Source organism: Streptomyces sp. NPDC127595 (genome assembly GCF_042671685.1).
Lineage (GTDB): Bacteria > Actinomycetota > Actinomycetes > Streptomycetales > Streptomycetaceae > Streptomyces.
This window is the reverse complement of sequence record NZ_JBHXWK010000003.1, coordinates 110,481-134,992: the sequence shown is the minus strand read 5'-3', so window position 1 is coordinate 134,992 and position 24,512 is coordinate 110,481. Positions and strand designations below refer to the sequence as shown.

Below are 24,512 nucleotides of genomic sequence, written 5' to 3'. Positions count from 1 at the left end.
GAGAGCTGCTTCGAGAGCTGCTTCGGAGGTGATTGCGATGATTACTAAGCGGTAACTTATGCAGTCGGTCTGAGACTACCCATATCTTCTGCCGCACTGTAGCCAGGGGTGCGGTGATCTGCGTCGCTGAGGGTTGCCTGAGCGGTGGAGCCCCACGGCATGGCCGTACGCCGGGCATGCGACGGCCGAACGCCGACACGTAAACCCGATCGTGTTATTCGCACAGTATTGTGACATTTGCGCCTAAATTAGCGACGTGTTGTATGGAATCGTCGCTGCCCTCGCCGCCCTGCTCCTCACCGCCGTCCTCGCCGCCCTGCTGCGGATGTTCGCCCTGCGCTTCGGGGTGGTCGAGCGACGGCCGGGGCGCCCCCGCGCGGTTCCCCTGCTGGGCGGGGTCGCGGTGCTCGGCGGAACCGCGCTGGTGGCCGGGGCGGGTGAGTGGACGCAGGTCGCTCCGCTGGGGGCGGATGCGGGGCGGCTGCTGGTGGCCGGGCTCGGGGTCGGACTGCTCGGGCTGGTCGCCGACCTGCGGGCCGTGCCGCTCCCGGTCCAGGCGGGAGGCGTCGCAATCGCCGCCTCGCTGACCGTGCCGTACGGCGAACTCGGTCTGCTCGGCGGGCTGTTGGGCATCGCCTGGACGGTCCTGGTCACCTTCGCCTTCGTCTCGCTCGATCACGCCGACGGGGTGCTGGGGACCGTCGGGGTCGTCACCGCCTTCGCGCTGAGCGGGTGTGCGGCGGCCGAGGTCATGGACGGTACGACGGTGCTGCTGAGCGTGCTGGCCGCGGCGCTCGCCGGGTTCCTCATGCAGGGGCGGCCGCCGGCGCGGATCGTGCCGGGGCGGTGCGGGGCGCTGTTCGCCGGGTTCGTGCTCGCCTCGGCGGCGGTGCTGGTGCACGGGGGGCGGGAGACGGGGTCCGGGGTCGCGGCGCTGTTCTCGCTGACCGCTGTCGGGCTGGCCGATCTGGCGCTCGCGGCCCGGGGGCCGGGCGGGCATCTCGCGCAGCGGCTCCGGCGGGTCGGGCTGACGTCGCGGGGGGTCGTTGTGGTGATCGGTGCGGCGGCGTTCGGCGGGGCGCTGGTCGGTTTGCTCATCGATCTGGGGTGGGTGGGTGCGGGGGCCGCGTGGTGGGTGGCGGGAGGGGTCGCGGTGGTGGTGCTCGTGGGGGGCGCGGGTCCGGTTTCTCGCCCCCGCCGCCCCTACCCGTTCCCGTCCCCTGGGGGCCCTGCCCCCAGACCCCCGATCGCTCGAAGGGCTCGTCCTCAAACGCCGGACGGGCTGAAGACTCAAGCGCCCAGCCAGTTGAAAAGCTCCAGGTCAGACGCAAGGTGCGCCTAAGAAACAGATAAGAGTTGAGCCTCCTCGACTCAGCTCTGTTGACGATGTGGCGGGCGTCGTGCACACTTGAGTCCGTTCCACTCAAGTCATTGCTGGAGGAATTGAAATGGCACGTGCGGTCGGCATCGACCTGGGCACGACTAACTCCGTCGTCAGCGTTCTGGAGGGCGGCGAGCCCACCGTCATCACCAACGCCGAGGGTGCCAGGACCACGCCGTCCGTCGTCGCCTTCGCGAAGAACGGTGAGGTTCTCGTCGGCGAGGTCGCCAAGCGCCAGGCGGTCACGAACGTGGACCGGACCATTCGGTCCGTGAAGCGTCACATGGGCACGGACTGGAAGATCGAGCTCGACGGCAAGAGCTTCAACCCGCAGCAGATGAGCGCCTTCATCCTGCAGAAGCTGAAGCGCGACGCCGAGGCGTACCTGGGCGAGAAGGTGGCCGACGCGGTCATCACCGTCCCGGCGTACTTCAACGACTCCGAGCGCCAGGCGACGAAGGAGGCCGGCGAGATCGCGGGCCTGAACGTCCTGCGTATCGTCAACGAGCCGACGGCCGCCGCTCTCGCGTACGGCCTCGACAAGGACGACCAGACGATCCTCGTCTTCGACCTCGGTGGCGGCACCTTCGACGTCTCGCTGCTCGAGATCGGCGACGGCGTCGTTGAGGTGAAGGCCACGAACGGCGACAACCACCTCGGTGGTGACGACTGGGACCAGCGTGTCGTCGACTACCTGGTGCAGCAGTTCCGCTCCGGCCACGGCGTGGACCTGGGCAAGGACAAGATGGCCCTCCAGCGCCTCCGCGAGGCCGCCGAGAAGGCCAAGATCGAGCTGTCCTCGTCCACCGAGACCTCGATCAACCTGCCCTACATCACGGCTTCCGCCGAGGGCCCGCTGCACCTGGACGAGAAGCTCACGCGCGCCCAGTTCCAGCAGCTCACGGCCGACCTTCTGGAGCGCTGCAAGACGCCGTTCCACAACGTCATCAAGGACGCCGGGATCAACCTCTCCGAGATCGACCACGTCGTTCTCGTCGGTGGCTCCACCCGTATGCCCGCCGTCGCCGAGCTCGTCAAGGAGCTGACCGGTGGCAACGAGGCCAACAAGGGTGTGAACCCGGACGAGGTCGTCGCCATCGGCGCCGCCCTCCAGGCCGGTGTCCTCAAGGGTGAGGTCAAGGACGTCCTGCTCCTCGACGTCACGCCGCTGTCGCTTGGTATCGAGACCAAGGGCGGCATCATGACCAAGCTCATCGAGCGGAACACGACGATCCCGACCAAGCGGTCCGAGATCTTCACCACCGCCGAGGACAACCAGCCCTCCGTGCAGATCCAGGTCTACCAGGGCGAGCGCGAGATCGCGGCGTACAACAAGAAGCTCGGGATGTTCGAGCTGACCGGCCTGCCGCCGGCCCCGCGTGGTGTCCCGCAGATCGAGGTCGCCTTCGACATCGACGCCAACGGCATCATGCATGTCACGGCCAAGGACCTCGGCACGGGCAAGGAGCAGAAGATGACCGTCACCGGTGGCTCCTCGCTGCCGAAGGACGAGGTCAACCGGATGCGCGAAGAGGCCGAGAAGTACGCGGAGGAGGACCACGCCCGCCGCGAGGCCGCCGAGTCCCGTAACCAGGGCGAGCAGCTCGTCTACCAGACGGAGAAGTTCCTCAAGGACAACGAGGACAAGGTCCCGGGTGACGTCAAGACCGAGGTCGAGGCTTCCATCGAGGAGCTGAAGGCCGCGCTCAAGGGCGAGGACACCGCCGAGATCCGCACGGCCACCGAGAAGGTCGCCGCGGTCTCGCAGAAGCTCGGCCAGGCGATGTATGCGGACGCAGCCGCCGCCCAGGCCGCGGGTGACGCCCCCGGTGCCGAGGCCCCGCGCGGCGACGACGACGTGGTCGACGCGGAGATCGTCGACGAGGACCGTGACCGCAAGGACGGTGCCGCGTGACGGAGGAGACCCCGGGCTTCGAAGAGAAGCCTGACGTCCCTTCCGGCGCCACCCCTGACGACGCCGAGCCGACAGCCGCCCCCGAGGGGGCGGCTGCGGCCGGGGACGAATCGGCAGCAGCACAGGCACAGGCCCAACTGGCCGGTCTGACAGCACAGCTGGACCAGGTGCGTACGGCGCTCGGTGAGCGCACGGCGGACCTCCAGCGGCTCCAGGCCGAGTACCAGAACTACCGCCGCCGGGTCGAGCGCGACCGGATCGCGGTCAAGGAGGTCGCCATCGCGAACCTCCTGACCGAGCTCCTGCCCGTGCTCGACGACATCGGCCGCGCGCGGGACCACGGCGAGCTGGTCGGTGGCTTCAAGTCGGTGGGCGAGTCGCTGGAGACCGTCGCGGCGAAGCTGGGGCTGCAGACCTTCGGCAAGGAGGGCGAGCCCTTCGACCCGATGATCCACGAGGCCCTGATGCACTCGTACGCGCCGGATGTCACCGAGACGACGTGCGTGGCGATTCTGCAGCCGGGGTATCGCTTCGGCGAGCGCACCATCCGCCCCGCGCGGGTGGCCGTCGCCGAGCCCCAGCCCGGCGCGCAGGCCGTCAAGTCCGAGGACGCGACGGCCGAGGCGGCGGACGACAAGGAGAGCGGTGGCCCGGACGAGGGCTGACGTTGAACGCATGAGAGAGGAGGGACGTCGAGGATGAGCACCAAGGACTTCATCGAGAAGGACTACTACAAGGTCCTCGGCGTCCCCAAGGACGCCACCGAGGCCGAGATCAAGAAGGCGTACCGGAAGCTCGCCCGCGAGTTCCACCCGGACGCCAACAAGGGCAACGCCAAGGCGGAGGACCGCTTCAAGGAGATCTCCGAGGCGAACGACATCCTCGGGGACCCCAAGAAGCGCAAGGAGTACGACGAGGCCCGCGCCCTCTTCGGCAACGGCGGCTTCCGTCCGGGGCCGGGCGCGGGCGGCGGCAACTTCAACTTCGACCTGGGTGACCTCTTCGGAGGCGGCGCCCAGGGCGGCGGAGCACAGGGCGGCGGCTTCGGCGGCGGGATCGGTGACGTGTTCGGCGGGCTGTTCAACCGCGGCGGCACGACCACCGGCACGCGTACGCAGCCCCGGCGCGGCCAGGACATCGACACCGAGGTGACGCTCAGCTTCACCGAGGCGGTGGACGGGGCGACGGTTCCGCTGCGGATGACCTCGCAGGCGCCCTGCAAGGCCTGTTCGGGCACCGGCGACGCGAACGGCACACCGCGTGTGTGCCCGACGTGCGTCGGCACCGGCCAGGTCGCCCGGGGCTCCGGCGGCGGGTTCTCCCTCACCGACCCCTGCCCCGACTGCAAGGGCCGCGGTCTGATCGCAGAGACCCCGTGCGAGGTCTGCAGCGGCAGCGGCCGCGCCAAGTCCTCGCGCACGATGCAGGTCCGTATCCCGGCCGGCGTCAGCGACAACCAGCGCATCCGGCTGCGCGGCAAGGGCGCCCCCGGTGAGCGCGGCGGCCCGTCCGGCGACCTGTACGTCACGGTGCATGTCGACGCCCACCCGGTCTTCGGCCGCAAGGGCGACAACCTCACCGTCACCGTGCCCGTCACCTTCGCGGAGGCGGCCCTCGGCGGCGAGGTCAAGGTGCCCACCCTGAGCGGGCCCGCGGTGACCCTGAAGCTGCCGCCGGGCACGCCGAACGGCCGCACCATGCGCGCCCGCGGCAAGGGCGCGGTCCGCAAGGACGGCACCCGCGGCGACCTGCTGGTCACCGTAGAGGTCACGGTCCCCACGGAGATTTCGGGCAAGGCTCGCGACGCCCTGGAGGCGTACCGCGAGGCGACCGCGGGTGAGGACCCGCGGGCGGAGCTGTTCCAGGCCGCGAAGGGAGCATGAGGACGCCATGGACGGAATCGGCCGTCGACGCAACCCGTACGAACTGACCGAGGAGACGCCGGTCTACGTCATCTCGGTGGCGGCCCAGCTCTCCGGCCTGCACCCGCAGACCCTGCGTCAGTACGACCGCCTCGGCCTCGTCTCCCCCGACCGCACCGCAGGCCGGGGCCGGCGCTACTCGGCCCGCGACATCGAACTGCTGCGCACCGTCCAGGCGTTGTCCCAGGACGAGGGCATCAACCTCGCCGGCATCAAGCGCATCATCGAGCTGGAGAACCAGGTCGCCGCACTCCAGCAGCGCGCCGCCGAACTCCAGGCGGCCGTCGACGGCGCGGCAGCCGCGATGCAGCAGCGCGAGGCAGCCGTCCACGCCTCGTACCGCCGCGACCTGGTCCCGTACCAGGAGGTTCAGCAGACGAGTGCGTTGGTGGTGTGGCGGCCGAAGCGGTCGTCGGAGTAACCGACCACGCGAAAGGGGCCCGGAGGTTCAACCTCCGGGCCCCTTTCGCATGCCGGCCGTGCTCAGGGCTTCAGGATCACCCAGTCAGCCCCGGGCGCAGACTCAGTGCCGTCGGCGTACAGCGCGGTCACCCAGTAGTAGTGGGTGGTGCCGCGGGCCGCGGTGGTGTCGTCGTAGGAGCGGTCCGTGGTGGCCGCCAGCTTCTCGTACGCCCCGGTGGCCGGGTTCCAGCGGTAGACCTGGTAGCCCGTCGCCGAGTCGGCCGCGTTCCACCCCAGGCCGACGCCCGAGTCGGTCGCGGTCGCCGACAGGCTGAGCGGTGAGCCCTCCGGGGTCGCCACCGATGGGGTCAGATCCAGTTCGTCGACCGTGATGGCGTACAAGGGTCCCCACCACCTGCTGGAATTGCCGGCGGTGTCGATCGCGTCCACCCAGTAACAGATGCGGCCGCCGTCGGGCAGGGTCACGTCCGTGTAGCGCGAGGTGGACGCGGACAGCCACGCCCACTCCGAGCCGGAGCAGACCTGTGTGCCGCCCTCCTCACCGAGGATCCGGCCCCGGTAGACCGCGTACCGCTTCAGGTCGGGCTCGGTGTTGTCGGCCCAGTCCAGCTCGATGCCGTACTCCGTGGCCGTCGCGGTCAGTCCGGTCACCTGGGCGGGCGCCTTGTCCGATTCGAGGATGGTCACGGTGACCGTCGCCGAGGGGAGGGAGACGGCGGACGCCTGGTCCTCCGTCGTCACCGCGTAGTGGTAGGTGGTGCCCTCGTCCGCCGAGTAGTCGCCGCAGCTGTAGCGCCGTGACCCGTCGGCGCGTTCGGTGTACGTCGTCGTGCACGACACCGGCGTGCCGGACGTGCTCACAGGCAGGGTCGTCGAGCGGTACACGTGGAAGGCACGGACACTCGCGTCCCCCGGCTTGACCGTCCAGGACAGCAGCGCGGCCCCGATGTCCGCCGTCGCCGTGAACTCGCGCGGTGCGGCGGGCGGCCGGTGCGCGCTCACGGTGCCGGTGTACGGCGAGAGATGACCGGAGCCGTCCACCGCGGCGACCTTGTAGGTGTACGTGGAAACCCGGTCGGCCGTGTCGTCGCTGAAGTGGTTCGAGGTGACGTCGGTGACCTTGTCGGCGCCGCCCGGATCCGTGCGCACCACCCGGTACTTCACCGCCCCCGGCACCGCCTGCCAGGACAGCTCGGCCGCGGTGTCGGTGACCGAGGAGGCGAGGCCGCCCGGCGCGGTCAGCGTGATGCCGGTGACCAACTGGTCGGCGGTACCGGCCGATTCGTTGCCCGCCTTGTCGTACGCGCGCGCCTCGTAGTAGTAGACGGCGCCGGTCGCGGGCGGGGTGTCGGTGTACGAGGTCGCGGTCGTGCCGGTGAGCCGGGTCCAACCGGTGCTGTCCCGCAGCCGCCGGTAGACCCGATAACCCGCGAGATCCATCTCGACGTTCTTGCCCCAGCTCAGCTTCGCCTTGTTGCTCGCGGTGTCGTACGACACCAGCGGGTCCTTGGGCGTGAGGGGCTTGACCTTGTCGACGGTGGCCGAAGTGCGGGGTGTGTACGTGAACTTGACCTTGGCGGTGCCGGTCCAGTTGACGTAGTCGACGCGGAGGGTGTGCTTGCCCTTCGGGACCGTCACGTTGACGGTTTTGCTCACAGCCTTGGAGGTGTTCTTCCACAGGTCGAGCTTGCGGACGCCGTCGACGTACACCCGTATCCCGTCGAGGCCGGAGGTGGCGAGGGCGAAGGGGCCGCCGGAGCCGAAGTCGCGGGTGACGGTCCAGCGGACGCCGAAGTTGTCCTTCGGGAGGCCGGAGGCGGGGGCGCCGCTCCAGCTCTCGTCGATCGCGCTGTCGCAGTCCGTCTTCTTCGGGGTGCCCTTGAACGTGGTGTTCGCGAAGAACTGCCGCTTGAGGACGGGGGAGGCGCAGCGGGTGGCGGCGGAGGCGGCCGGGGCGACAGCTGTGAGCAGGCCGCCCGCGGTCGCGACGACAACAGTGCAGGCGAGCAGGGAATGCCTGGATGCGTTCTTCACGTCATACCTCGCTCGGCAGGGTCACGGTGTAGTCGATGTTCGTGAAGGTCTCTGTGCCGTCGGCCGCGACGACGGAGGCGACGAAGTGGTTGGTGGTGCCCCTCGGCGCGGTGCGGTCCGTGTAGTAGCTGGTGGTCGTCGCCAGGGGTACGTCGTTCAGCCGGACGTACGTGCCCGACTGCCGGTCCCACCGGTACACGTTGATACCGAGGGCGTCGGCGGCGACGCCCTCGCAGTCGAGGTCCAGGACCGAGTCGCCCGCGGTGTTGTCGAAGGCGTAGAGGCCGCAGGCCGAGGTGTCCTCGGGGACGACCGTCGGGGTGAGGTCGAGCTCGGTGACGGCGACCGTGGACAGGGCTTGGCTCCACGGAGCGATGTCCGGGTCGTGCGCGCCCTCGTAGGTACGGGAGTTGCCGTAGATGTCGCGGGCGACGACGACGTACTGGGTGCTCTCGCCGTCCGCCCGCTCGGGGCCGACGACGTACTCGGAGGTGCCGGCGTCCACGACTCCCACGTATTCGGGGGTCGCCCATTGCGTCGGCTTCTCGTAGATCTCGTACTTGTCGAGGTCTGCGACCGTGCTGTCGTCCCAGTCCAGCTTGACGCCGTACTCCAGGGGCTCGGCGCTCAGGCCGGTCACGTTCGGTGGCGGGATCTCGTCGCCGGGCCGGGTGACGGTCATCTCCGGGGACCCGGTGGACCAGCGCCCTGCGGTGTTCTTCCGGATCATCACGTAGTGGTACGTGGCGCCCTGGTCGCCGTCGTAGTCGACGCAGCTGTGGACCTTGTTGCCGGTCGCGTCCGTAGCGACCTTGCGGCTGCGGCAGTCGGTGAGGTTCTCGTAGGTGGTCGCCACCGGGGAAGTCGTCGAGCGGTAGACCTCGTAGTCGGCGGTGTCGCCGCCGGGCGCCTCGGTCCAGGTGAACATCGCGCCGTAACTGGGCACGGTCGCCGTCACGTTCTCCGGCGGCAGGATCGACCGCGTGGAGCGTACGACGTTGGAGTCCCGGCCGTTCTTGGCCGCGTCCAGCGCCCTCACCTTGTAGTCGTAGGCGTAGCCGTAGCTCGCCGTGGTGTCGACGTAGCTCGTCCCGGTCGTCTCGGCGACCTCGGTGTACGAGGTCGCCGTCTTGGACTTGCGGTAGAGCCGGTAGAGCACGGCGTCGGTGGGAGCGGTCCACGAGAGGTTGTTGGAGGCCTCCACGGCCGTGGCGGTGAGGACGGCGGGGGCGGGCGCGGTCCAGTCCACCGAGGTGATCAACTGGTCGGCGGAGCCCGCCGATTCGTTGCCCGCCTTGTCGTAGGCGCGGACCTCGTAGGAGTACGACTGTCCCGTGGGCGGCGGCTGGTCGCCGGCCGTGCGCGCGGCGGCCGTGGTCGTGGCCACCTTGGTCCAGGTATCGGAACCCTGCAGCCGGCGGTAGACGCGGTACCCGGCCAGGTCCATCTCCTTGTTGGCGGACCAGGCGAGCTCGGTGTACGCCCACTCTCCGTCGGGGACGTAGTCGGCGGCGACGCCGGTCGGGGCGAGGGGCTTGACCTTGTCGACGCTCGCCGAGGTGCGGGGCGTGTAGCCGACCTTCACCTTGGCCGTGCCGGTCCAGTTGACGTAGTCGATCCGGAGGGTGTGCTTGCCTTTGGGGATCGTCACATTGACGGTCTTGGAACGTGAACTGCTCGTGTCGGACCAGAGGCTGATCTTGCGGCTGTCGTCCAGGTAGACGCGGATGCCGTCGGTCGCGGTGGCGGTGAGGGCGAAGGGGCCGCCGGAGCCGAAGTCGCGGGTGACGGTCCAGCGGGCACTGAAGTTGTCCTTCGGGAGGCCGGAGGAGGGGGCTGCGCTCCAGCTCTCGTCGATGGTGGAGTCGCAGGCGGTCTTCTTCGGGGTGCCCTTGAACGTGGTGTTCGCGAACAACTGCCGCTTGTAGACCGGGGAAGTGCAGGTCGTGGCGGCCGAGGCGGTCGCGGCGGCGCCGCCGAGCAGACCGGCGGCGGTCGTGAGCACAAGGGTGACGGCTGCGGCCGCGGCCGTGTGTCTGGCTGGGTTCATTCGGTCCTTCAAGTCCTGATCGTCAACGGCAGGCAAAGGGAGGCCGTTGATGATCAGGACTATCGGACCGGGGGCATGGTTGTACGAAGGTGGCGCGGGAGTCCGGCGAGGCCGGCGGGGCGGTGATACGCGCGGCTGCCGATCGGTGATCCGGCTGGTCGCAGGCCTTCCCTGTCGCGTGAGGCGGTGTGCGGGGGCGACTTCGAGACACCTTGGTCGGGGCACGGGTCGTTCGCGCGCCGCCGGGAACCCTGTGAAATGAGTGGCGCGTGTGAATCAGTGAGGATTTCTGGAAGTGGAGGCGCGGCCTCTTCCCATCGTGTTCACTTGGGGAACACAGCATGCTGTTGCCATCTCGTTAAGTGGTTAGTCCTTGACGCTGAGGTCATCGCCGCGTTGGCTTTCAGCCACCTGGGTCGCAATGCTGCAACCTCGCCCGGAAGGCACCTGATGTGAACACTCGTAACACCCGTCGGCGTCGGGCCGTCATAGCCGTGAGCTCGTCCGCGATGGCCGTCTCCCTCGTCGGCTGCGGGGTCGTGGACGGGATCGGTGGCAGCGAAACCAAGGCCAGCCCCACGAAGGGCGACGACATCACCGTGGGTCTGCTCCTCCCGGAGACGGAGAACACGCGTTACGAGAAGTTCGACTACCCCATCATCGAGTCCGAGGTGAAGAAGCTCACCAACAACAAGGGCAAAGTGGTCTACGCCAACGCCGCGGCGGACGCGGACAAGCAGGCCACCCAGCTCCAGAAGATGGTGGACGACAAGGTCGACGTACTCCTGGTGGACGCCGTGGACTCCAAGGCCATCGCCCCCGGCGTGCAGAAGGCCAAGGACGCGGGCATCCCCGTCATCGCGTACGACAGGCTGGCCGAGGGGCCGATCGACGCCTACGTCTCCTTCGACAACGAACTCGTCGGCGAAGTGCAGGGCAAGGCTCTCATCAGCGAGCTGGGCGACGACTCCGCCAGCAAGAAGATCATCATGATGAACGGTTCGGTGACCGACCCGAACGCGGCGCAGTTCAAGGCGGGCGCCATGGTCGAACTCCAGAACAAGGTCGACATCGCCAAGACGTATGACACCAAGGACTGGGACCCGGTCGAGGCCGGGAAGAACATGGAGAAGGCCGTCGCCGCCGTCGGCATCGACAACATCGCCGGCGTGTACGCCGCCAACGACGGCATCGCGGGCGCGGTCATCGACGTCATGAAGACCATGGGTGTCAGCACCGTTCCGCCGGTCACCGGGCAGGACGCGGAGCTCGCCGCGGTGCAGCGCATCGTCAAGGGCGACCAGTTCATGAGCGTCTACAAGTCCTACCCCCAGGAGGCCAGCGTCGCCGCCGAGATGGCCGTGGCGCGGGTCCAGGGCCGCACGATCGAGTTCGACGCCCTGGCCAGCGACAAGGTCGACAGCCCCACGGACAAGGACATCCTGGCCGCGCTCGTCCCGGTCGTCGCCCTCACCAAGGACAACATCGAGGACACCGTCATCTCGGACGGCATCTACAAGGTCAAGGACATCTGCACGGCCGACTACAAGTCCGCTTGCAACGCGATCGACCTCAAGTAGTCCGCGGTTCCCTCGGTCCCTTGATGTGACCCAGCAGAGCGGCGAGCCCCTCCGGGGCGGTGACGATCACCGTACGGGGCTCGTCGCTTTCGCGTAGGCGGATCGTTCCGTCGGGGGCGGTGGCGATGAACAGGCACTCGCCCTGCGGGCCGCCGCTGAACGTCGACTTCTGCCAGTCGAGCTCGGACACCTTGGCTTCCCCCTAAAGCGCGTAGAGAAGGTGCTGAATCAGAGCCAGCGAGTCCTTCACCGAGTGTGCTTCCGGGGCCAACGATACGTCGATGGGGGTGAGTGCGTTCTCGACGAGGCGGTCGAACAGGTCGCCGTACTGGCGAAGCTGAACCTGCTCGCTCAAGTACCTTGCTCCGGTGGGCTGTTCCAGGACCACTGTGCTGAGCTGCGATGCGCTGGGGATGATGTGGACGAAGTTCCCGCTCAGCGCGGCGTGCGCCTGCGCGCTGAACGGGTAGATCTGGATGGTCACATGGGGCAGCCGGGCCAGCTCGACGAGTCGCAGCATCTGATCGCGCATCATCTGCGGGCTGCCGAACCGCATGTGCAGGGCCGCTTCGTGGATCACGGCGTGCACGGTGGGCGGGTTCTCGCGCGTGAGGATCTGCTGGCGCTTCAGGCGGAACCCCAAGGCTTCCTCGATGTTCTCGAAACCCAGCTTGGGGCTGTTGAAGATGGCCTGGGTGTACGCGGAGGTCTGGAAAAGCCCCGGCACGAAGAGTGACTGGTGCACTCGCAGGGCGACGGCGCCATCCTCCAACTCCGCGAGGCTCAGGGCGCCTGGCTCCATCGGCCCCTTGTGGGCGGTCCACCAGCCCTTGCCGGTTGCTTCTGACAGGGCGACCAAGGCATCGACATACGTTGTATCTGTGCATCCATAGATGTGACACAGCTCGCGGAGTCGGTCCGTCAGGATCGTCGTCTTCGCCGTCTCGATCTGACTCAGCTGGGCGCGGCCCATGCCGATCCGCTCCGCGGTCTGCCCGGCGTTCAACCCGGCTTGTTCGCGCAGTTGTTTGAGCTCGAAGCCGAGTCGCCGCTGACGTTCGCTGATGACGGTCCGCAATCCCACCTGCTACTCCTCGTTCGATCGCTCAAAGTCTCTCCAGGGCAGGGGCGTTCGTCCACCGATCCAGGCAAGTAGCTTGAAAATTGTAAACCTGACTCTCTACTGTGAGTGCATTGCCACTAATGCTCCGGAACCGTACCGGAGTCGTCCAACTCGCCCTGCCCCCATGCGAAAGCGCACCCGAACCGGCATCCACCGGCCCGGACATTGCCATCGCGCCTGTACCCCTCACTCGACGAACCCTCTGCCGGAACGACAGGAGCTGACCCCCTCATGGAAGCTGCCCGCAGGGCACCTCACCGTCCCGTTCAACTCGCCTACGAATACAGCCTGTTCGCCCCGGGCGATGCCACCGCCCCCAAGGTCTGCCGGGACTTCGTACGCGGCGTACTCCTCACCCTCGACCGGGAGCCCCTCGTCCTGCCCGCGACCCTCTGCACCTCGGAGCTGGTCACCAACGTCCATCTGCACACCAAGGGCACCACCATGCTCCGCGTCCAGCTCACCCCGGTACGTCTGAGGGTGAGCGTGTACGACGAGAGCCACGACCCGCCGGTCGCGCCGGCCGCCGAGGCGACCGCGTGCTGGGGCCGCGGGCTCGCCCTCGTCGCGGAGGTCGCGGACCTGTGGGGCGTGGCCGTGGACCGGGCGGGACGGTTCGCGAAGGGGGTGTGGTTCGAGCTGGGTGGGGCCCATGACCCACCACCCGTACGGACGGCAGGTCTTTCCCCGGCGTCCGTCAGGCCTTAGCGTGCGGGGTAGAGGCTAAAACACGCAGGTTTTCCGCACAGAATACGCTTTGATCCCGCAGAGGAGGTGATGAGCTGTGCTTCTCAGCTTCCGCGTTGCCAACCATCGGTCCATCAAAGAAGAGCAGCAATTGCTGCTCGGCCCTGTGTACGAGGTGGACCGTCCGGAAGGGACGGAGTGGCAGGCGGTCCCGGTCGCCGCTGTCTTCGGGGCGAACGCGGCGGGCAAGTCGAACGTGGTCGACGCCCTCCGGTACATGGCGGACATGGTGCGTTCATCGCACCGGGACGCCGAGCCGGGCGCCGGAATCCGGCGCTCACCCTTTGCGCTCGACGGGGAGTGCCGGAGCGAGCCCTCCTGGTTCGTGGTGGACCTGTCGCTCGACGGTGTCCGGCACACGTACGGCTTCAGCCTTGATGACGACCGGGTCATCGACGAGTGGCTCTACAGCTATCCGCACGGACGGAAGCGGATCGTGTTCCAGCGCTCCGGTGAGGACTTCACCTTCGGTGACGCACAGCCCCGTAAGGAACTGGAGCTGGTCAGGAAGATCACCGAGCCGAACAGTCTGTTCATGTCCGTCGCGGCCCGGTCCCGGCAGGACGCGTTCCGTCCGGTGTATGCGTGGTTCACGGGAGGGCTTCGGTTCCGGTCCGGAGCACAGGGGGATCTGCTCTTCCGTGTTTCTGCAGCCGGCAAGCTTCTGACCGACCCAGCCCGGATCCCCGGTGTCGTCGGTCTCCTCAAAGCCGCGGATCTGGGGATCGAGAACGTGGGAGTGGAGCGGGTCGCGATCGATGACTTGAGCCCTCTTGGTCGCACGTACCGGCTGGCGGAAGCGATCTCGGACAACAGCTCGGATTCGGCATCCGGCATGCCGCGGGCGATGAGGCGCGAAGTCACCCGTGTCTGGGTCGAGCAGCGAGGCCGCCACGGCCCCGTGCGGCTCGGCCTCGAAGACCAGTCGGCCGGTACGAAGGCCCTGCTGGCCTACGCCGGTTCGGTGCTGGAGGTGCTGGAACGCGGTGGCCTCCTGGTTGTCGACGAGATCGACTCCAGCCTGCATCCCCGGCTCACCGCGCATCTGATCAAACTGTTCCAGGAAGAGGCGACCAACCCGCGGGGGGCACAGCTCCTCCTGACCACCCACGACGCGAGTCTCCTCGGACGAAGCGGCGGCGAGGACATCCTCAAGCGGGACCAAGTCTGGTTCGTCGAGAAGGACGGCTATGGGGAGACGACACTCTTCCCGCTCTCCGACTTCAAGCCGCGCACGGAGGAGAACCGGGAACGCCGCTATCTCGGCGGCAGCTACGGCGCCGTACCACTGCTGAACGAAGAGCTGTTCGCGGCCGCAGTCGCCGTACGGGAGGGGACCGGTGGCGAGGACGCCGAAGAGTAGCGGGCGCCGCCGTCCCGTCTTCGAGTCGGACCTGAGGCGCGTTTCGGGCAAGCGGGAAGCCCGTCGCAGGCTGCTCGTCGTGTGCGGTGCGGATGTGACCGAGAGCGACTATTTACGCGGGCTGATCGCGCAGGTCGCCAATCCGGCTGTCACGGTGCGGATCGCCACGAAGTCGTGCGCTCCCTCGCAGCTGATCAAGTACGCGGCTCAGCAACGGGAGTTGTCCAGGGCCGACTTCGGCGAGGTCTGGTGCGTGTTCGACGTCGACGAGTTCCAGGACGTATCGCGTGCCGTTTCAGATGTGCGGAGGCCGGCATCGAGGTCGCCGTCTCCAACCCGTGCTTCGAGCTGTGGCTGGTCCTGCACTTCGGAGCGCACACCGCCTACGCGCGGACCTACCGCGAGCTCCTCCCGTATCTGACCCGTCATCTTCCCCGCTACGACAAGTCCCGCCTCGACTTCCGCCATTTCGTGGACGGGTGGGAGACCGCGGTGCCGCGCGCCCGGAAACTCGCCCCGCCCGGTAAGGAACACGAGGTCAATCCAGCGACCGGCATGTGGGCGCTGGCGGAGCGGATCGCGGGCCGGGACGGCTGAACGCGGAAAAGGAAGGGAGGCGCGTCGTGTCCGAGAGCGAGGTCGACCCGGGACGCGGCGGAACTGGACGCGGTCCTGTGGGGGGCGTGGAGGGCTGGGCGCTCGCCACCCGCGCCGGCCACGCGATTTACGGGCCTCAGGAGCATGGCGGCGACGACCTCCACCGGTGAGTTCAGGCCACCCGCGTGAACTCCACCGTCACCTCGGGCGGGCCCCCGGCGACTCCCCGGTACACCCCCTTGTGGGGTGTCACGTCGTCGTAGTCGCGTCCCCGGCCCACGACCACGTGGGACTCGGCGGCGCGGGTGCTGTTGGTGGGGTCGTAGCCGTTCCAGTCGCCTGCCCAGTACTCGATCCAGGCGTGGCTCTGGCCCGCGACGGGGCGGTGGAGTTCGGCGTCGCGCTCGGGGTGGAGGTAGCCGGAGACATAGCGAGTGGGCAGGCCAAGGCCGCGGAGGAGGGCCGCGGTGAGGTGGGTGATGTCCTGGCAGACGCCCGCGCCCTGCTCCCAGGCCTCCATGGCGCTGGTGTTCACCCCCGTGGCGCCGGGGATGTACGAGACCTGCCCGGTGACCAGGGACGAGACGGCGACGGCGGTCTCGTGCGGGTCGAGGCCGGCGGAGACCGCCCGCGCCTGCTCCACCAGCTCGGGCGAGACGATCGTACGGCCGGTCGGTGCCGCGTACTCCAACAGGCGGGAGTTGGTGGTGAGTTCGGCGATCTTCGCCCAGGTGGGGGCGGCGGCCGGCGGGTCCGGCGGTGCCGTCTCCACCAGGCTCGACGCCGTGATGGTCAGATTCGCGTGGGGTTCCGTGAGGTCGAAGCCGGTGACCTGGGTGCCCCAGTAGTCCCAGTACGACCAGGTGGCGGTGGCGGGGTTCACGGTCACCCGGGCGTCCAGGGTGGTCTGCCCTGGGAGCGTCAGCGGGGTCATCCGGACCTCGTTGTGCGAGGCGACCACGGCCTGCGCGTACGAGACGTGGGTGATGTGCCGGATCCGGAGCCGACGGGTCGGCTTCTGCGTGTTCCCGGTCATGGTCACGCTCCTTCCTGAGCCCACTCGACGGGCCCCTGGTTCGGGAAGAACTTCTCCGCCACCGCTTCGGCGGAGGCCATGCAGGCCTGCTGCAAGTCCTTGAGGAGGAGCGGGAGTTGACCGTCGAGTGCGGACAGATCCAGGTATTCGAGTCTGGTCCGCATACGGCCTATCGGGCGGCGCGCAGGGTCCTGTCTGGGCCGGCCGAGCGCCGCCAGGCACTCCTCCGCCGTGGTCAGCGCGTGCAGCGCCGAGCGCGGGAAGTCCCGGTCCATGAGGAGGAATTCAGCCACGCGCGGGGTGTCGCCGAAACCGCCGTAGACACGGGCGTACGCCTCGTCGGCGCCGCTCGCACTGAGCAGCGTCGGCCAGTCGGGAGCGTGGGCGGCGTCCAACACCCGTACGGACAGCAGCCGTACGGTCATGTCGACCCGCTCCAGGCTCCGTCCCAGGACCACGAACCGCCAGCTGTCGTCCCGGCTCATCGTCGAGTCGGCGAGCCCGAAGAAGAGGGCGGCCCGGCGGCGTACGAGCTCCAGATAGGCGTACGGGCCCGTGCGCCGCGATGCCAGCCGTTGGTCGGCGAGCGCGTGCCAGGTGGAGTTGAGGCACTCCCACATCTCGGAGGAGACCGCCTCGCGGGCGCTGCGCGCGTTCAGCCGTGCGGCGCCGATCGCGCCCTCGATGGCGCACGTGGAACGGGCGTCGAAGGCCAACTGGTCCAACACCTGCTGCATGTCCACGCGTTCGTCGCCCGCGTCGACGCCGAGGATGGCGTACAGCGACCGGCAGGCGACGTCCTCGTCACGCCAGGGGTCTCCGAGGAGCCGGTGCAGATAGGCGTCGAGGATGCGGCCGGTGGCGTCCGCCCGCTCCACATACCGTCCGGTCCAGATCAGGGCTTCGGCTATCCGGGAGAGGATCACGTCGTTCACGGTCGTACCTCCTGGGCCTTGGGAACCAGAGAAGCGGTCACTGCTGCTGTGCCCCTTCCTGTACGGCGGTGCGGTCGCCGTCGGGGCCGAGCTGGCGGGGGACCACGTCCGGCACGGAGCTGTTGATCTCGGGTGCGGGCTGCTCGGTGGGGCCCTCGGCCAGTACCCAGGTGTCCTTCGAGCCGCCGCCCTGGCTGGAGTTGACGATGAGGTTGCCCTCCTGGAGCGCGACCCGGGTGAGCCCGCCGGGCAGTACCCACACATCGCTGCCGTCGTTGACGGCGAACGGCCGCAGGTCAATGTGGCGCGGCGCCATCCGGTCACCCGCGAGGGTGGGAGAGGTGGACAGGGCGACCGGCCGCTGCGCGATCCAGCCGCGCGGATCGGCGGCGACGGCCGCGCGCGTACGCTCCAGGGTCTCCCGGTCGGCCTTCGGGCCGATGACGATGCCCATGCCGCCGGCGCCGTCCACGGGCTTGATGACCAGCTGGTCGATCTGGTCGAGGACGGCCTCCAACTGGCCAGGCTCGTCCGGCCGGAAGGACTCGACGTTGGGGAGAATCGGTTCTTCGGAGAGGTAGTAGCGGATCAGGTCGGGGACGTACGTGTAGAGCAGCTTGTCGTCGGCGATGCCGTTGCCGACGGCGTTCGCGAGGGTCACCGTGCCCGCCTGTGCGGCGTTCATGATTCCCGGGCAGCCGATCACCGAGTCGGGCCGGAACTGCAGCGGATCGAGGAAATCGTCGTCGAGCCGCCGGTATACGACATGTACGGGCACCTCGCCGCGGGTGGTCCGCATCCACACCCGGTTGTTGCGGCAGACGAGGTCGTGGCCCTCGACCAGCTGCACGCCCATCAGCCGTGCCAGCAGCGCGTGTTCGAAGTAGGCGGCGTTGCTGGGGCCGGGGGTGAGGACTACGACCCGGGGGTCGGTCACCCCGTCCGGAGCCGCCGCCCGCAGCGCGGCCAGCAGCTTCTGCGCGTAGCCGTCCACCGGCACCACATGCTGCTCGGCGAAGAGGGACGGGAAGATCCTGGTCATCGCACGCCGGTTCTCGATGACGTACGAGACACCGGACGGCACGCGAACGTTGTCCTCCAGTACCCGGAACTCCCCCGCTTCGTCCCGCACGAGATCGATCCCGGCGACGTGAATCCGTACCCCGCCCGGTGGCTCGATCCCGTGCGCGGCTCTGTGGAAATGGGGTGAATTGAGCAGCAGTCGCCAGGGTACGACCCCGTCCTCGAAGGCGCGGCAGGGTCCATAGGCGTCACTGAGATACGCCTCGAGGGCTCTGACCCGCTGGGTCACTCCGCGCTGGATGAGGTCCCATTCCAGCGCGTCGAGAATGCGCGGCACCAGGTCGAGCGGCCAGGGCCGCTCCTCGCCCGCGAAGGCGTAGGTGACACCCCGGTCGGTGAACGACCGTGCCATCTGGTCGGCCCTGAACCGCAGTTCAACCGGCTCGATCGGCTGCAACGCGGCCAGTACCGGCTCATAGGCGGTCCTGACCTCACCAGGCCGCTCGAACATCTCGTCCCATGCATCGGCCAACGCGTACGCGTCAAATATGTCCGCCATGGACTGACGTTAAGTGCGGTACGTAACACGCTGATCACTCGGTTATTTCCGGCAGTTCACGCGGTGCGTCGCCCGCTTCCGGGTGGGCGCCGAGCGTCCTGGCCGAATAGGGGGAAATCCGGCCAGGGCCGCCAGGGGTGCCGGGGCGTCCGCGGTAAGCGGTTCCACGATGTACCGGGAGGACAGGCGCCTCCACCGTCAGCTTGTTGCAATGGCCCGCGCGGAGGTGGGGATTTTTATGTACGTACAGGGGCAATTGGGGGCGGCGGGGCGGTGCCGCCGTGTTGCGATGGCGGACGGGGCCGCGCATAGTTGCGCTGCGGAAGCGCGGAGTACGCACACAGGGAAGCGCGGAAGCGTGGAAGCCTGGAATGTGAGTACGGAAGCGCGGAAGACGGATAACGGAAGCGCGTAAGAGCGAATCGCATAAGACACAAGCGCGTACGACGGAAAACGCTGGAGCCGACGGCGGGGAGATGGCCGGGCGGGAGTGGGGAGATGGCCGGGCAAGGCACGGACACGCATCCGCACGGCGCTGACCAGCTGTGCGTGGCAGGGGACCGGGTGTACTCCCGGGCCGTACGGCGCGGACGTGTGCCCCGTGAAGACGCGGACGCGGTGCCCTGCCTGCTGGAGCTTGCGCTGCTGCACCCCGACCCCGACGACATGGGGTGGCTGGTGCCGACCTCGCCGCAGGAGGTCATGACACGGCTGCTGCGGGAGGTGTACGCGGAAGTCAGCGCGAGCCAGGCGCGGGTGGGCGACGCGGTGTCCGCGTTCGAGTGGTACGCCGGGCTCGGCGGTCGCGTCCAGGCGCCGGCGGAGGGCGCGGCGATCCGCGTCCTCGACGGACTGCCCCGCATCCGGGCCGCCATGGACGCGGCGACCGAGGCGTGTACGTCCGAGGTCCTCACCGTGCAGCCGGGCGGCATCCGCCGCGAGGACGAACTCTCCGAGGGCCTGCACCGCGCCCTGGGCCTGCGCCGCCGCGGCGTTCGCATGCGCGACCTGTACACCCACGTGGCCCGGCACGGCCAGGGCCTCCTGAACTACATGGAGCTGATGGGCGAGGCGGCTGAGGCCCGCACCCTCGACGAGGTCGTGGAACGCCTCATTCTCTTCGACCGCACCGTCGCCTTCATCCCCGCGAACTCCGACCGCACGATCGCGCTGGAGCTGCGCCACCCCGCCCTGGTCGACTACCTGGTGACCGTCTTCGAGCGCCTCTGGCGCCTGGCGATCCCGATCGCCTCCACGCTCCCCTCGACAGGCATCGAGGGCATCACCCACCGCGAGCGGTCCATCGCCGCGCTCCTCGCTGAGGGCCACCAGGACGCGGTGGTCGCCGAGCGCCTGGGGATCAGCGTCCGTACCTGCCGGGCACACATCGCCCGCCTCTCGGAGACTCTGGGCGCGGCGAGCCGCACGCAGCTGGGAGTCCGCATCGCCCAGGCGGGCCTGGACGACCCGCATCGCTCACCGGAACCCGAGACGGTCACAGTTCCTGGCCCTGCCGCTCCTCCCTCTTGAGGATTCCCGACTCGGCGATGAGGTAGCCGAGTTGCGCCCGGCTTTCGCTGCCGAGGGTGGCGGCGAGTTTGGCTATGTGGACGCGGGCGGTGCGGATGTTCAGGCCGAGGCGTTCGGCGATCGTCGCGTCGGTGTGGCCTTCGATGAGCAGGGCGGCGATGGCTTGTTGGCGGGGGGTGATGCCGTTGTGCGAGGGGCGCTGGACCGCTTCGGGGTACATGGGCGTGGCGAGGCGCCAGAGGCGGTCGAACGCGTCGACGAAGTAGCCGACGATGGCCGGGTGGCGGATCTCCAGTGCATGGGTGCGGTCCGAGTTCGCCGGGATGAAGGCGACCTTGCGGTCGACGACGATCAGCCGGTCGGTGACCTCGTCGAGTGTGCGGGCTTCGACATCGCCCTTCAGCCGTTCGTAGCGGGCCTGGACGGTGGGCGCGTGGCGGAGCGTGTGCTGGTAGAGCGCACGGATGCGGCCACCTCGGTCGAGGAGGGCCTGGTCGCGGGTCAGGGTGGGAACGTGGCTCTGGACCGGGGGACCGATGTGAGTGCTGTGGGGCTGGATGGTGAGGACTTCGCTTGAGGCATCGGCCATGGCCTGAGTGATGGCCGCGTTGATCTGCTGGTTGTCACTGAGAGCGCTGATGAGCGAGGTGTCCGCGCCCGCCGTGCGTCGGCCGTCGATCCGCATGAGCGGTTCGAATACCGCGGCAAGTCGGTCTTCCCGCTGCCGCTCGTCCGCGATGCGCTCCGCGGTGGCTCGCAGGAGCCGGTGGAGGGCCGCGGCGGGGGCTACGGGTTCCAGCGAGTGCATGTCCTCGACGTGCGGCTGGAGCAGTCCCAGGCCGATGAGACAGGGCGCGGTGTCGGCGGCTTCCGCGGGGACGCGGCCTTCGCGCAGGGCGCGGGTGTACAACTCCGTCCCCGCCGAACAGAGGTCCTCCAGCCCGTGATCCGGGTGTGCCGCGGTCACTCCGCCGCCCCCTCCTCCTGTTTGAGGATTCCTGACTCGGCGATGAGGTAGCCGAGCTGGGCCCGGCTCGTACTGCCGAGGGTGGCGGCGAGTTTGGCGATGTGGACGCGGGCGGTGCGGATGTTCAGGCCGAGGCGTTCGGCTATGGCGGCGTCGGTGAGGCCTTCGGTGAGGAGGCTTGCGATGGCGTGTTGGCGGGGGGTTATGCCGTTCAGAGAGGGCTGCTGGGCCGCCTGAGGGTACATGGGGGTGGCCAGGCGCCAGAGGCGATCGAAGGTGGTGGCGAGGTAGGCGACCATGGCGGGATTGCGGACCTCGACGGCCATCGTGCGGTCGGTGTTCGTGGGGATGAAGGCCACGGTGCGGTCGAGGACGATGAGACGGTCGGTGACCTCGTCGAGGGTGCGGACTTCGACATCGCCGTTCAGGTTCTCGTAGTGAGCGAGAGCCACCGGGTCGTGGCGGGAGGTGTGCTGGTAGAGGGTGCGCATGCGGCAGCCCCGTGAAAGCATTTCCTGCTCCAGCGGGAACGCGCCTGCCAGTAGGGGAGCGGGCCGTTTGCCGCCGGGCTGGATCGTGAGTACCTCGCGAGATGAGCCGGCCATGGCTCTGGCGATGGCGGCGTTGATCCGCTCGATGTCAACCAGAACGGTGTTTGCGGGTGCGTCCGTGGGGGTTGCCTGCGCTGCGTGCAGGGCTATGAGCGGTTCGAGGGACTCGGCCAGGCGCGCTTCGCGCTGTCGCTGCTGGGCGATGTCCTCGGCGGTGGCGTGGAGGAGCCGGGGAAGGGCTATGGCGGGGGCTACGGGGCGCAGTCGGCGCATGTCTTCGAGGTCTGGCTGGAGCAGGCCGGAGTCGATCAGGCAGGGGGCGGCGTCCGCGTCCTCCTGGGAAACACGGCCCTCGCGCAACGCACGGGCGTACAGGTCCAGGCCGGCCTCGCAGAGCTCGTCGGCTCTGTGCCCGTGTGCCCCGCTGGTCACCTGCGGCTCGCTTTCCTCGACATTCAGTGATCCTGGTCCTGGTCCAGGATCCCCGACTGGGCTATGAGAAAGCCGAGCTGCGCCCGGCTGCCGCTGCCGAGAGCCGTGGCCAGCTTGGCTATGTGGGCACGGCAGGTGCGGACGTTCATGCCGAGGCGGCGGGCAATGGCCTCGTCGACGTGGCCCTCGATCAGGAGCTTCGCGATGGAGTGCTGGATGTCCGTGATGCCGTCAGGGGCGGTCTCGTAAGGGGCGCCCGCGTTCAGCGGGACCGCGCGGCCCCACATGAACTCGAAGACCTTGACCAGGTAGCGGACGAGGCCGGGGTGACGCAGTTCCAGGGCGACCTGCCGGTCGTCGCGGGTGGGGATGAAGGCGACAGTCTCGTCGCAGATGATCAGCCGCTCGACCAGCTCGTCGATGGTGCGGTACTCCACCTTGCCGTTGGAGAACTGGTCCACGTAGGCCTGCGTCTCGGGGCTGTACCGGGCCGTGTGCTGGTAGAGGGTCCGAATGCTCACGCCCCGTTCAGTCAGTGGCCTGTCGCGCTCCAGCCCCTGGACGAGGGTGTGCTCAAGCCGCCGGCCACTCGGCTGGACCGTCAGCATTTCGTTCTGGCACTGGGCCGTGGCCAGGTCGAGTGCTCCGTTGATCCGGTCGAACCCCTCCAGCACTGTGATCGAGTGAGTGCTCGCTGTCGCCTGAGCGCTCAAGGTCATGAACGGCTCGAAAGCATCGGCCAGTTCGATCGACATTCGTCGACGCTCTGTGATCTCACTCTCTAGGGGGTTGAGTCGCTGAGCCAGAGCGACCGACGGGGGCACTGGGCGCAGCCAGTTCGCATCGTCAGGATCAGGATGGAGAAGAGCGAACTCCATCAAGCAAGGAACGGACTCGACGTCCGCACGTGCGATGCGTCCTGTGCGGAGAGCGTCCGCATAAAGGCGGCCACCTTCCTGGCACAGTTCGGTCACCGCATGGGGATGTGTCCCATTAGTTCTATTCGTTGTCAAATCTCCACCCCCCAGGGTCCTGAACGTGCAGGAACATGATGCATCGATTGTGTGGCCACCACGTGCCTGAATGAGCCATCGTCTTACTCGACGGGGGAAGAGGAGACCTTCAAGTGAGGACGAAGCCGATTATGCGTAGGAAAATGCTTCGCTCGATGCTTGTCGCCGCCTTCTCCGCCGCTGTGGCCTTCGGAGCGCTGAGTGGCCTTGTCGGTGCGAAGGGCGACGACCGGGCGGACAGTACCTGGGGCCCCTCGGTGGTAGCGGCCGCAGACCAGAGTGACGGAGCGTTGGGTCCGGTGTCTCCGGACGTCGCGGATGACAGCACCTGGGGCTGACTTATGACGACTCCACCTGATGATCGCTCCTTCCGCAGAGAAATGGCCACCGCATACCGCTCCGGCTGGCACTTCATCGATCTGGTCACCGCCATCCCCCACAGTGGTGACTCGTTGATGGTGACGGTATTCGGAGAGCCGGTCGTCGTCACCCGGGACGACGATGAGGATCTGCGGGCGTACCGGTGTCTGCGGCGGCCTCGGGGGGCGCCGCAGCCAGTACGGTGTGCCATTCGGTACGGAATGATCTTTGTGAATCTTGACCAGCGCGACCACCAGTTGGTCGAGCCGGAAGCGACCCCGGACGTACAGACCATCTCAGCCACCCCCCGCAGTGCCTGACGCGATTCCCCCGTCGTAGTAAATCGCGCAGGTACTTCCCCCCGCAGCGGCGTCACCGTGACCTGAACACGGTGACGCCGCTGCAGTTTTACGTAAAATCTCCAGGTCTGGGCCCATTCCAGAGCGGCTGAAATCAGCCCCGTCCCAGCGCCGAGGTCAGCTCGATCTCGATCACCACCCGGGACGGGTTGGGAGAGGGCGCCCGCCCGTACCGCTCCGTGTAGCGGCGTTCCGCCTCCGTGATGCGCCCGGGGTCGGCGGACACCGTCGCACGCCCCTCCAGGGTCGCCCAGCGCCGTCCGTCGACCTGGCAGGCGGCCACCCGCACCCCGCCGGGGCCCGCGGCGAGCACGTACCCCACCTTCGCGCTGGACTTGTTCGCGATCACCCGAGCCAGACCTGCCTCGGGATCGTATGTAACTCCGACCGGCACCACATGGGGGCTGCCGTCGGGTCGAAGGGTCGTCAGCGTGCACAGGTGGTTCTCCCGCCAGAAGCTGAGGTAGGCGGCGTCCGGCCGTCGCGGGTCCACAGGGTACGAGGGAGCCATGAGGCCCGAATCTACTTCCCGGCCAGGGCTCCCGCTCCCTCGCCCGGGGCTTCCACTTGGCCCGGACCCGCCGGGAGGTCCACTGGGAGGTCGTCCGGACC

Annotated in this window: 22 protein-coding genes and 1 pseudogene; 12 read left to right on the top strand and 11 right to left on the bottom strand. The window is 68.4% G+C overall.

Going from position 1 to position 24,512, the window contains the following annotated elements; all coding sequences use genetic code 11:
- The first annotated feature begins 256 nt into the window (after positions 1–256).
- From ACFVKT_RS11615 to ACFVKT_RS11595, 5 genes are all read left to right on the top strand, one after another.
- Positions 257–1,342 carry an undecaprenyl/decaprenyl-phosphate alpha-N-acetylglucosaminyl 1-phosphate transferase gene (locus tag ACFVKT_RS11615; protein WP_385730170.1) on the top strand — a complete coding sequence of 362 codons (1,086 nt, stop codon included), beginning with the start codon at positions 257–259 and terminating at the stop codon, positions 1,340–1,342.
- Positions 1,343–1,448: 106 nt separating this feature from the next.
- Entirely contained in the window at positions 1,449–3,296 is a 1,848-nt protein-coding gene (gene dnaK / locus ACFVKT_RS11610; protein WP_385730168.1) for a molecular chaperone DnaK, read from the top strand.
- Positions 3,293–3,961, top strand: coding sequence for a nucleotide exchange factor GrpE (gene grpE, locus ACFVKT_RS11605; protein WP_385730166.1), 669 nt, complete (start codon positions 3,293–3,295; stop codon positions 3,959–3,961). Before dnaK ends, grpE begins: the two co-directional genes overlap by 4 nt.
- 33 nt (positions 3,962–3,994) lie before the next feature.
- Positions 3,995–5,179 carry a molecular chaperone DnaJ gene (gene dnaJ / locus ACFVKT_RS11600; protein WP_385730164.1) on the top strand — a complete coding sequence of 395 codons (1,185 nt, stop codon included), beginning with the start codon at positions 3,995–3,997 and terminating at the stop codon, positions 5,177–5,179.
- A 7-nt stretch (positions 5,180–5,186) separates the two neighbouring features.
- Positions 5,187–5,639: a heat shock protein transcriptional repressor HspR gene (locus ACFVKT_RS11595; RefSeq protein ID WP_385730162.1), complete on the top strand. Its 453-nt coding sequence runs from the start codon at positions 5,187–5,189 to the stop codon at positions 5,637–5,639.
- Between the two features lie 62 nt (positions 5,640–5,701).
- Here ACFVKT_RS11595 and ACFVKT_RS11590 read toward each other — a convergent pair whose 3' ends face one another.
- Together ACFVKT_RS11590 and ACFVKT_RS11585 are read right to left on the bottom strand one after the other, a co-directional pair.
- Complete coding sequence (locus ACFVKT_RS11590; RefSeq protein WP_385730160.1) at positions 5,702–7,675, bottom strand: PA14 domain-containing protein; 1,974 nt, start codon at positions 7,673–7,675, stop codon at positions 5,702–5,704.
- A 1-nt stretch (position 7,676) separates the two neighbouring features.
- Positions 7,677–9,725 (bottom strand): PA14 domain-containing protein, encoded by a 2,049-nt coding sequence (locus ACFVKT_RS11585; protein ID WP_385730158.1) that lies wholly within the window; start codon positions 9,723–9,725, stop codon positions 7,677–7,679.
- 509 nt (positions 9,726–10,234) lie between these two features.
- Between ACFVKT_RS11585 and ACFVKT_RS11580 the strand changes: the two genes are divergently transcribed.
- Positions 10,235–11,305 (top strand): sugar ABC transporter substrate-binding protein, encoded by a 1,071-nt coding sequence (locus ACFVKT_RS11580; protein WP_385731046.1) that lies wholly within the window; start codon positions 10,235–10,237, stop codon positions 11,303–11,305.
- Here ACFVKT_RS11580 and ACFVKT_RS11575 read toward each other — a convergent pair.
- Together ACFVKT_RS11575 and ACFVKT_RS11570 are read right to left on the bottom strand one after the other, a co-directional pair.
- Positions 11,298–11,495 (bottom strand): DUF397 domain-containing protein, encoded by a 198-nt coding sequence (locus ACFVKT_RS11575; protein ID WP_385730155.1) that lies wholly within the window; start codon positions 11,493–11,495, stop codon positions 11,298–11,300. The genes ACFVKT_RS11580 and ACFVKT_RS11575 overlap by 8 nt on opposite strands.
- Positions 11,496–11,507: 12 nt before the next feature.
- Positions 11,508–12,389 (bottom strand): helix-turn-helix domain-containing protein, encoded by an 882-nt coding sequence (locus tag ACFVKT_RS11570; RefSeq protein ID WP_385730153.1) that lies wholly within the window; start codon positions 12,387–12,389, stop codon positions 11,508–11,510.
- 270 nt (positions 12,390–12,659) lie between these two features.
- Between ACFVKT_RS11570 and ACFVKT_RS11565 the strand changes: the two genes are divergently transcribed.
- The 4 genes and pseudogenes from ACFVKT_RS11565 to ACFVKT_RS11550 all read left to right on the top strand — a co-directional run bounded on the left by ACFVKT_RS11565 (position 12,660) and on the right by ACFVKT_RS11550 (position 15,135).
- Entirely contained in the window at positions 12,660–13,136 is a 477-nt protein-coding gene (locus ACFVKT_RS11565; protein WP_385730151.1) for an ATP-binding protein, read from the top strand.
- A gap of 76 nt (positions 13,137–13,212) precedes the next feature.
- Positions 13,213–14,538, top strand: a complete 1,326-nt coding sequence (locus ACFVKT_RS11560; protein ID WP_385730149.1) for an ATP/GTP-binding protein — start codon at positions 13,213–13,215, stop codon at positions 14,536–14,538.
- Positions 14,516–14,776: pseudogene (locus tag ACFVKT_RS11555) on the top strand (RloB domain-containing protein); the annotation flags it as partial. The gene ACFVKT_RS11560 and the pseudogene ACFVKT_RS11555, both read left to right, overlap by 23 nt.
- Positions 14,777–14,787: 11 nt before the next feature.
- Positions 14,788–15,135 carry an RloB family protein gene (locus ACFVKT_RS11550; RefSeq protein ID WP_385730147.1) on the top strand — a complete coding sequence of 116 codons (348 nt, stop codon included), beginning with the start codon at positions 14,788–14,790 and terminating at the stop codon, positions 15,133–15,135.
- 172 nt (positions 15,136–15,307) lie between these two features.
- Here ACFVKT_RS11550 and ACFVKT_RS11545 read toward each other — a convergent pair whose 3' ends face one another.
- The 3 genes from ACFVKT_RS11545 to ACFVKT_RS11535 are packed head-to-tail and all read right to left on the bottom strand — an operon-like array spanning position 15,308 to position 18,688.
- Positions 15,308–16,171, bottom strand: coding sequence for a transglutaminase N-terminal domain-containing protein (locus ACFVKT_RS11545; protein ID WP_385730145.1), 864 nt, complete (start codon positions 16,169–16,171; stop codon positions 15,308–15,310).
- A gap of 2 nt (positions 16,172–16,173) precedes the next feature.
- On the bottom strand, positions 16,174–17,106 hold the full coding sequence (locus ACFVKT_RS11540; protein WP_385730143.1) for an alpha-E domain-containing protein: 933 nt from the start codon (positions 17,104–17,106) through the stop codon (positions 16,174–16,176).
- A gap of 37 nt (positions 17,107–17,143) precedes the next feature.
- A complete protein-coding gene (locus tag ACFVKT_RS11535; RefSeq protein ID WP_385730141.1) occupies positions 17,144–18,688 on the bottom strand; it encodes a circularly permuted type 2 ATP-grasp protein in 1,545 nt (514 codons plus the stop codon).
- A gap of 498 nt (positions 18,689–19,186) precedes the next feature.
- Here ACFVKT_RS11535 and ACFVKT_RS11530 point away from each other — a divergent pair, with 498 nt between their 5' ends.
- Positions 19,187–20,218, top strand: a complete 1,032-nt coding sequence (locus tag ACFVKT_RS11530) for a LuxR C-terminal-related transcriptional regulator (protein WP_385730139.1) — start codon at positions 19,187–19,189, stop codon at positions 20,216–20,218.
- Here ACFVKT_RS11530 and ACFVKT_RS11525 read toward each other — a convergent pair.
- The 3 genes from ACFVKT_RS11525 to ACFVKT_RS11515 are packed head-to-tail and all read right to left on the bottom strand — an operon-like array spanning position 20,184 to position 23,181.
- Entirely contained in the window at positions 20,184–21,185 is a 1,002-nt protein-coding gene (locus ACFVKT_RS11525) for a LuxR C-terminal-related transcriptional regulator (protein WP_385730137.1), read from the bottom strand. The genes ACFVKT_RS11530 and ACFVKT_RS11525 overlap by 35 nt on opposite strands.
- Positions 21,182–22,168 carry a LuxR C-terminal-related transcriptional regulator gene (locus ACFVKT_RS11520; RefSeq protein ID WP_385730135.1) on the bottom strand — a complete coding sequence of 329 codons (987 nt, stop codon included), beginning with the start codon at positions 22,166–22,168 and terminating at the stop codon, positions 21,182–21,184. The genes ACFVKT_RS11525 and ACFVKT_RS11520 overlap by 4 nt, the downstream gene beginning before the upstream one ends.
- A gap of 23 nt (positions 22,169–22,191) precedes the next feature.
- Positions 22,192–23,181 carry a helix-turn-helix transcriptional regulator gene (locus tag ACFVKT_RS11515; protein WP_385730133.1) on the bottom strand — a complete coding sequence of 330 codons (990 nt, stop codon included), beginning with the start codon at positions 23,179–23,181 and terminating at the stop codon, positions 22,192–22,194.
- A 341-nt stretch (positions 23,182–23,522) separates the two neighbouring features.
- Between ACFVKT_RS11515 and ACFVKT_RS11510 the strand changes: the two genes are divergently transcribed.
- Positions 23,523–23,861, top strand: a complete 339-nt coding sequence (locus ACFVKT_RS11510) for a hypothetical protein (RefSeq protein WP_385730131.1) — start codon at positions 23,523–23,525, stop codon at positions 23,859–23,861.
- Positions 23,862–23,994: 133 nt separating this feature from the next.
- On the opposite strand, the gene ACFVKT_RS11505 is transcribed toward ACFVKT_RS11510, so the two are convergent.
- Complete coding sequence (locus tag ACFVKT_RS11505; RefSeq protein WP_385730129.1) at positions 23,995–24,411, bottom strand: pyridoxamine 5'-phosphate oxidase family protein; 417 nt, start codon at positions 24,409–24,411, stop codon at positions 23,995–23,997.
- Between the last annotated feature and the right edge of the window lie 101 nt (positions 24,412–24,512).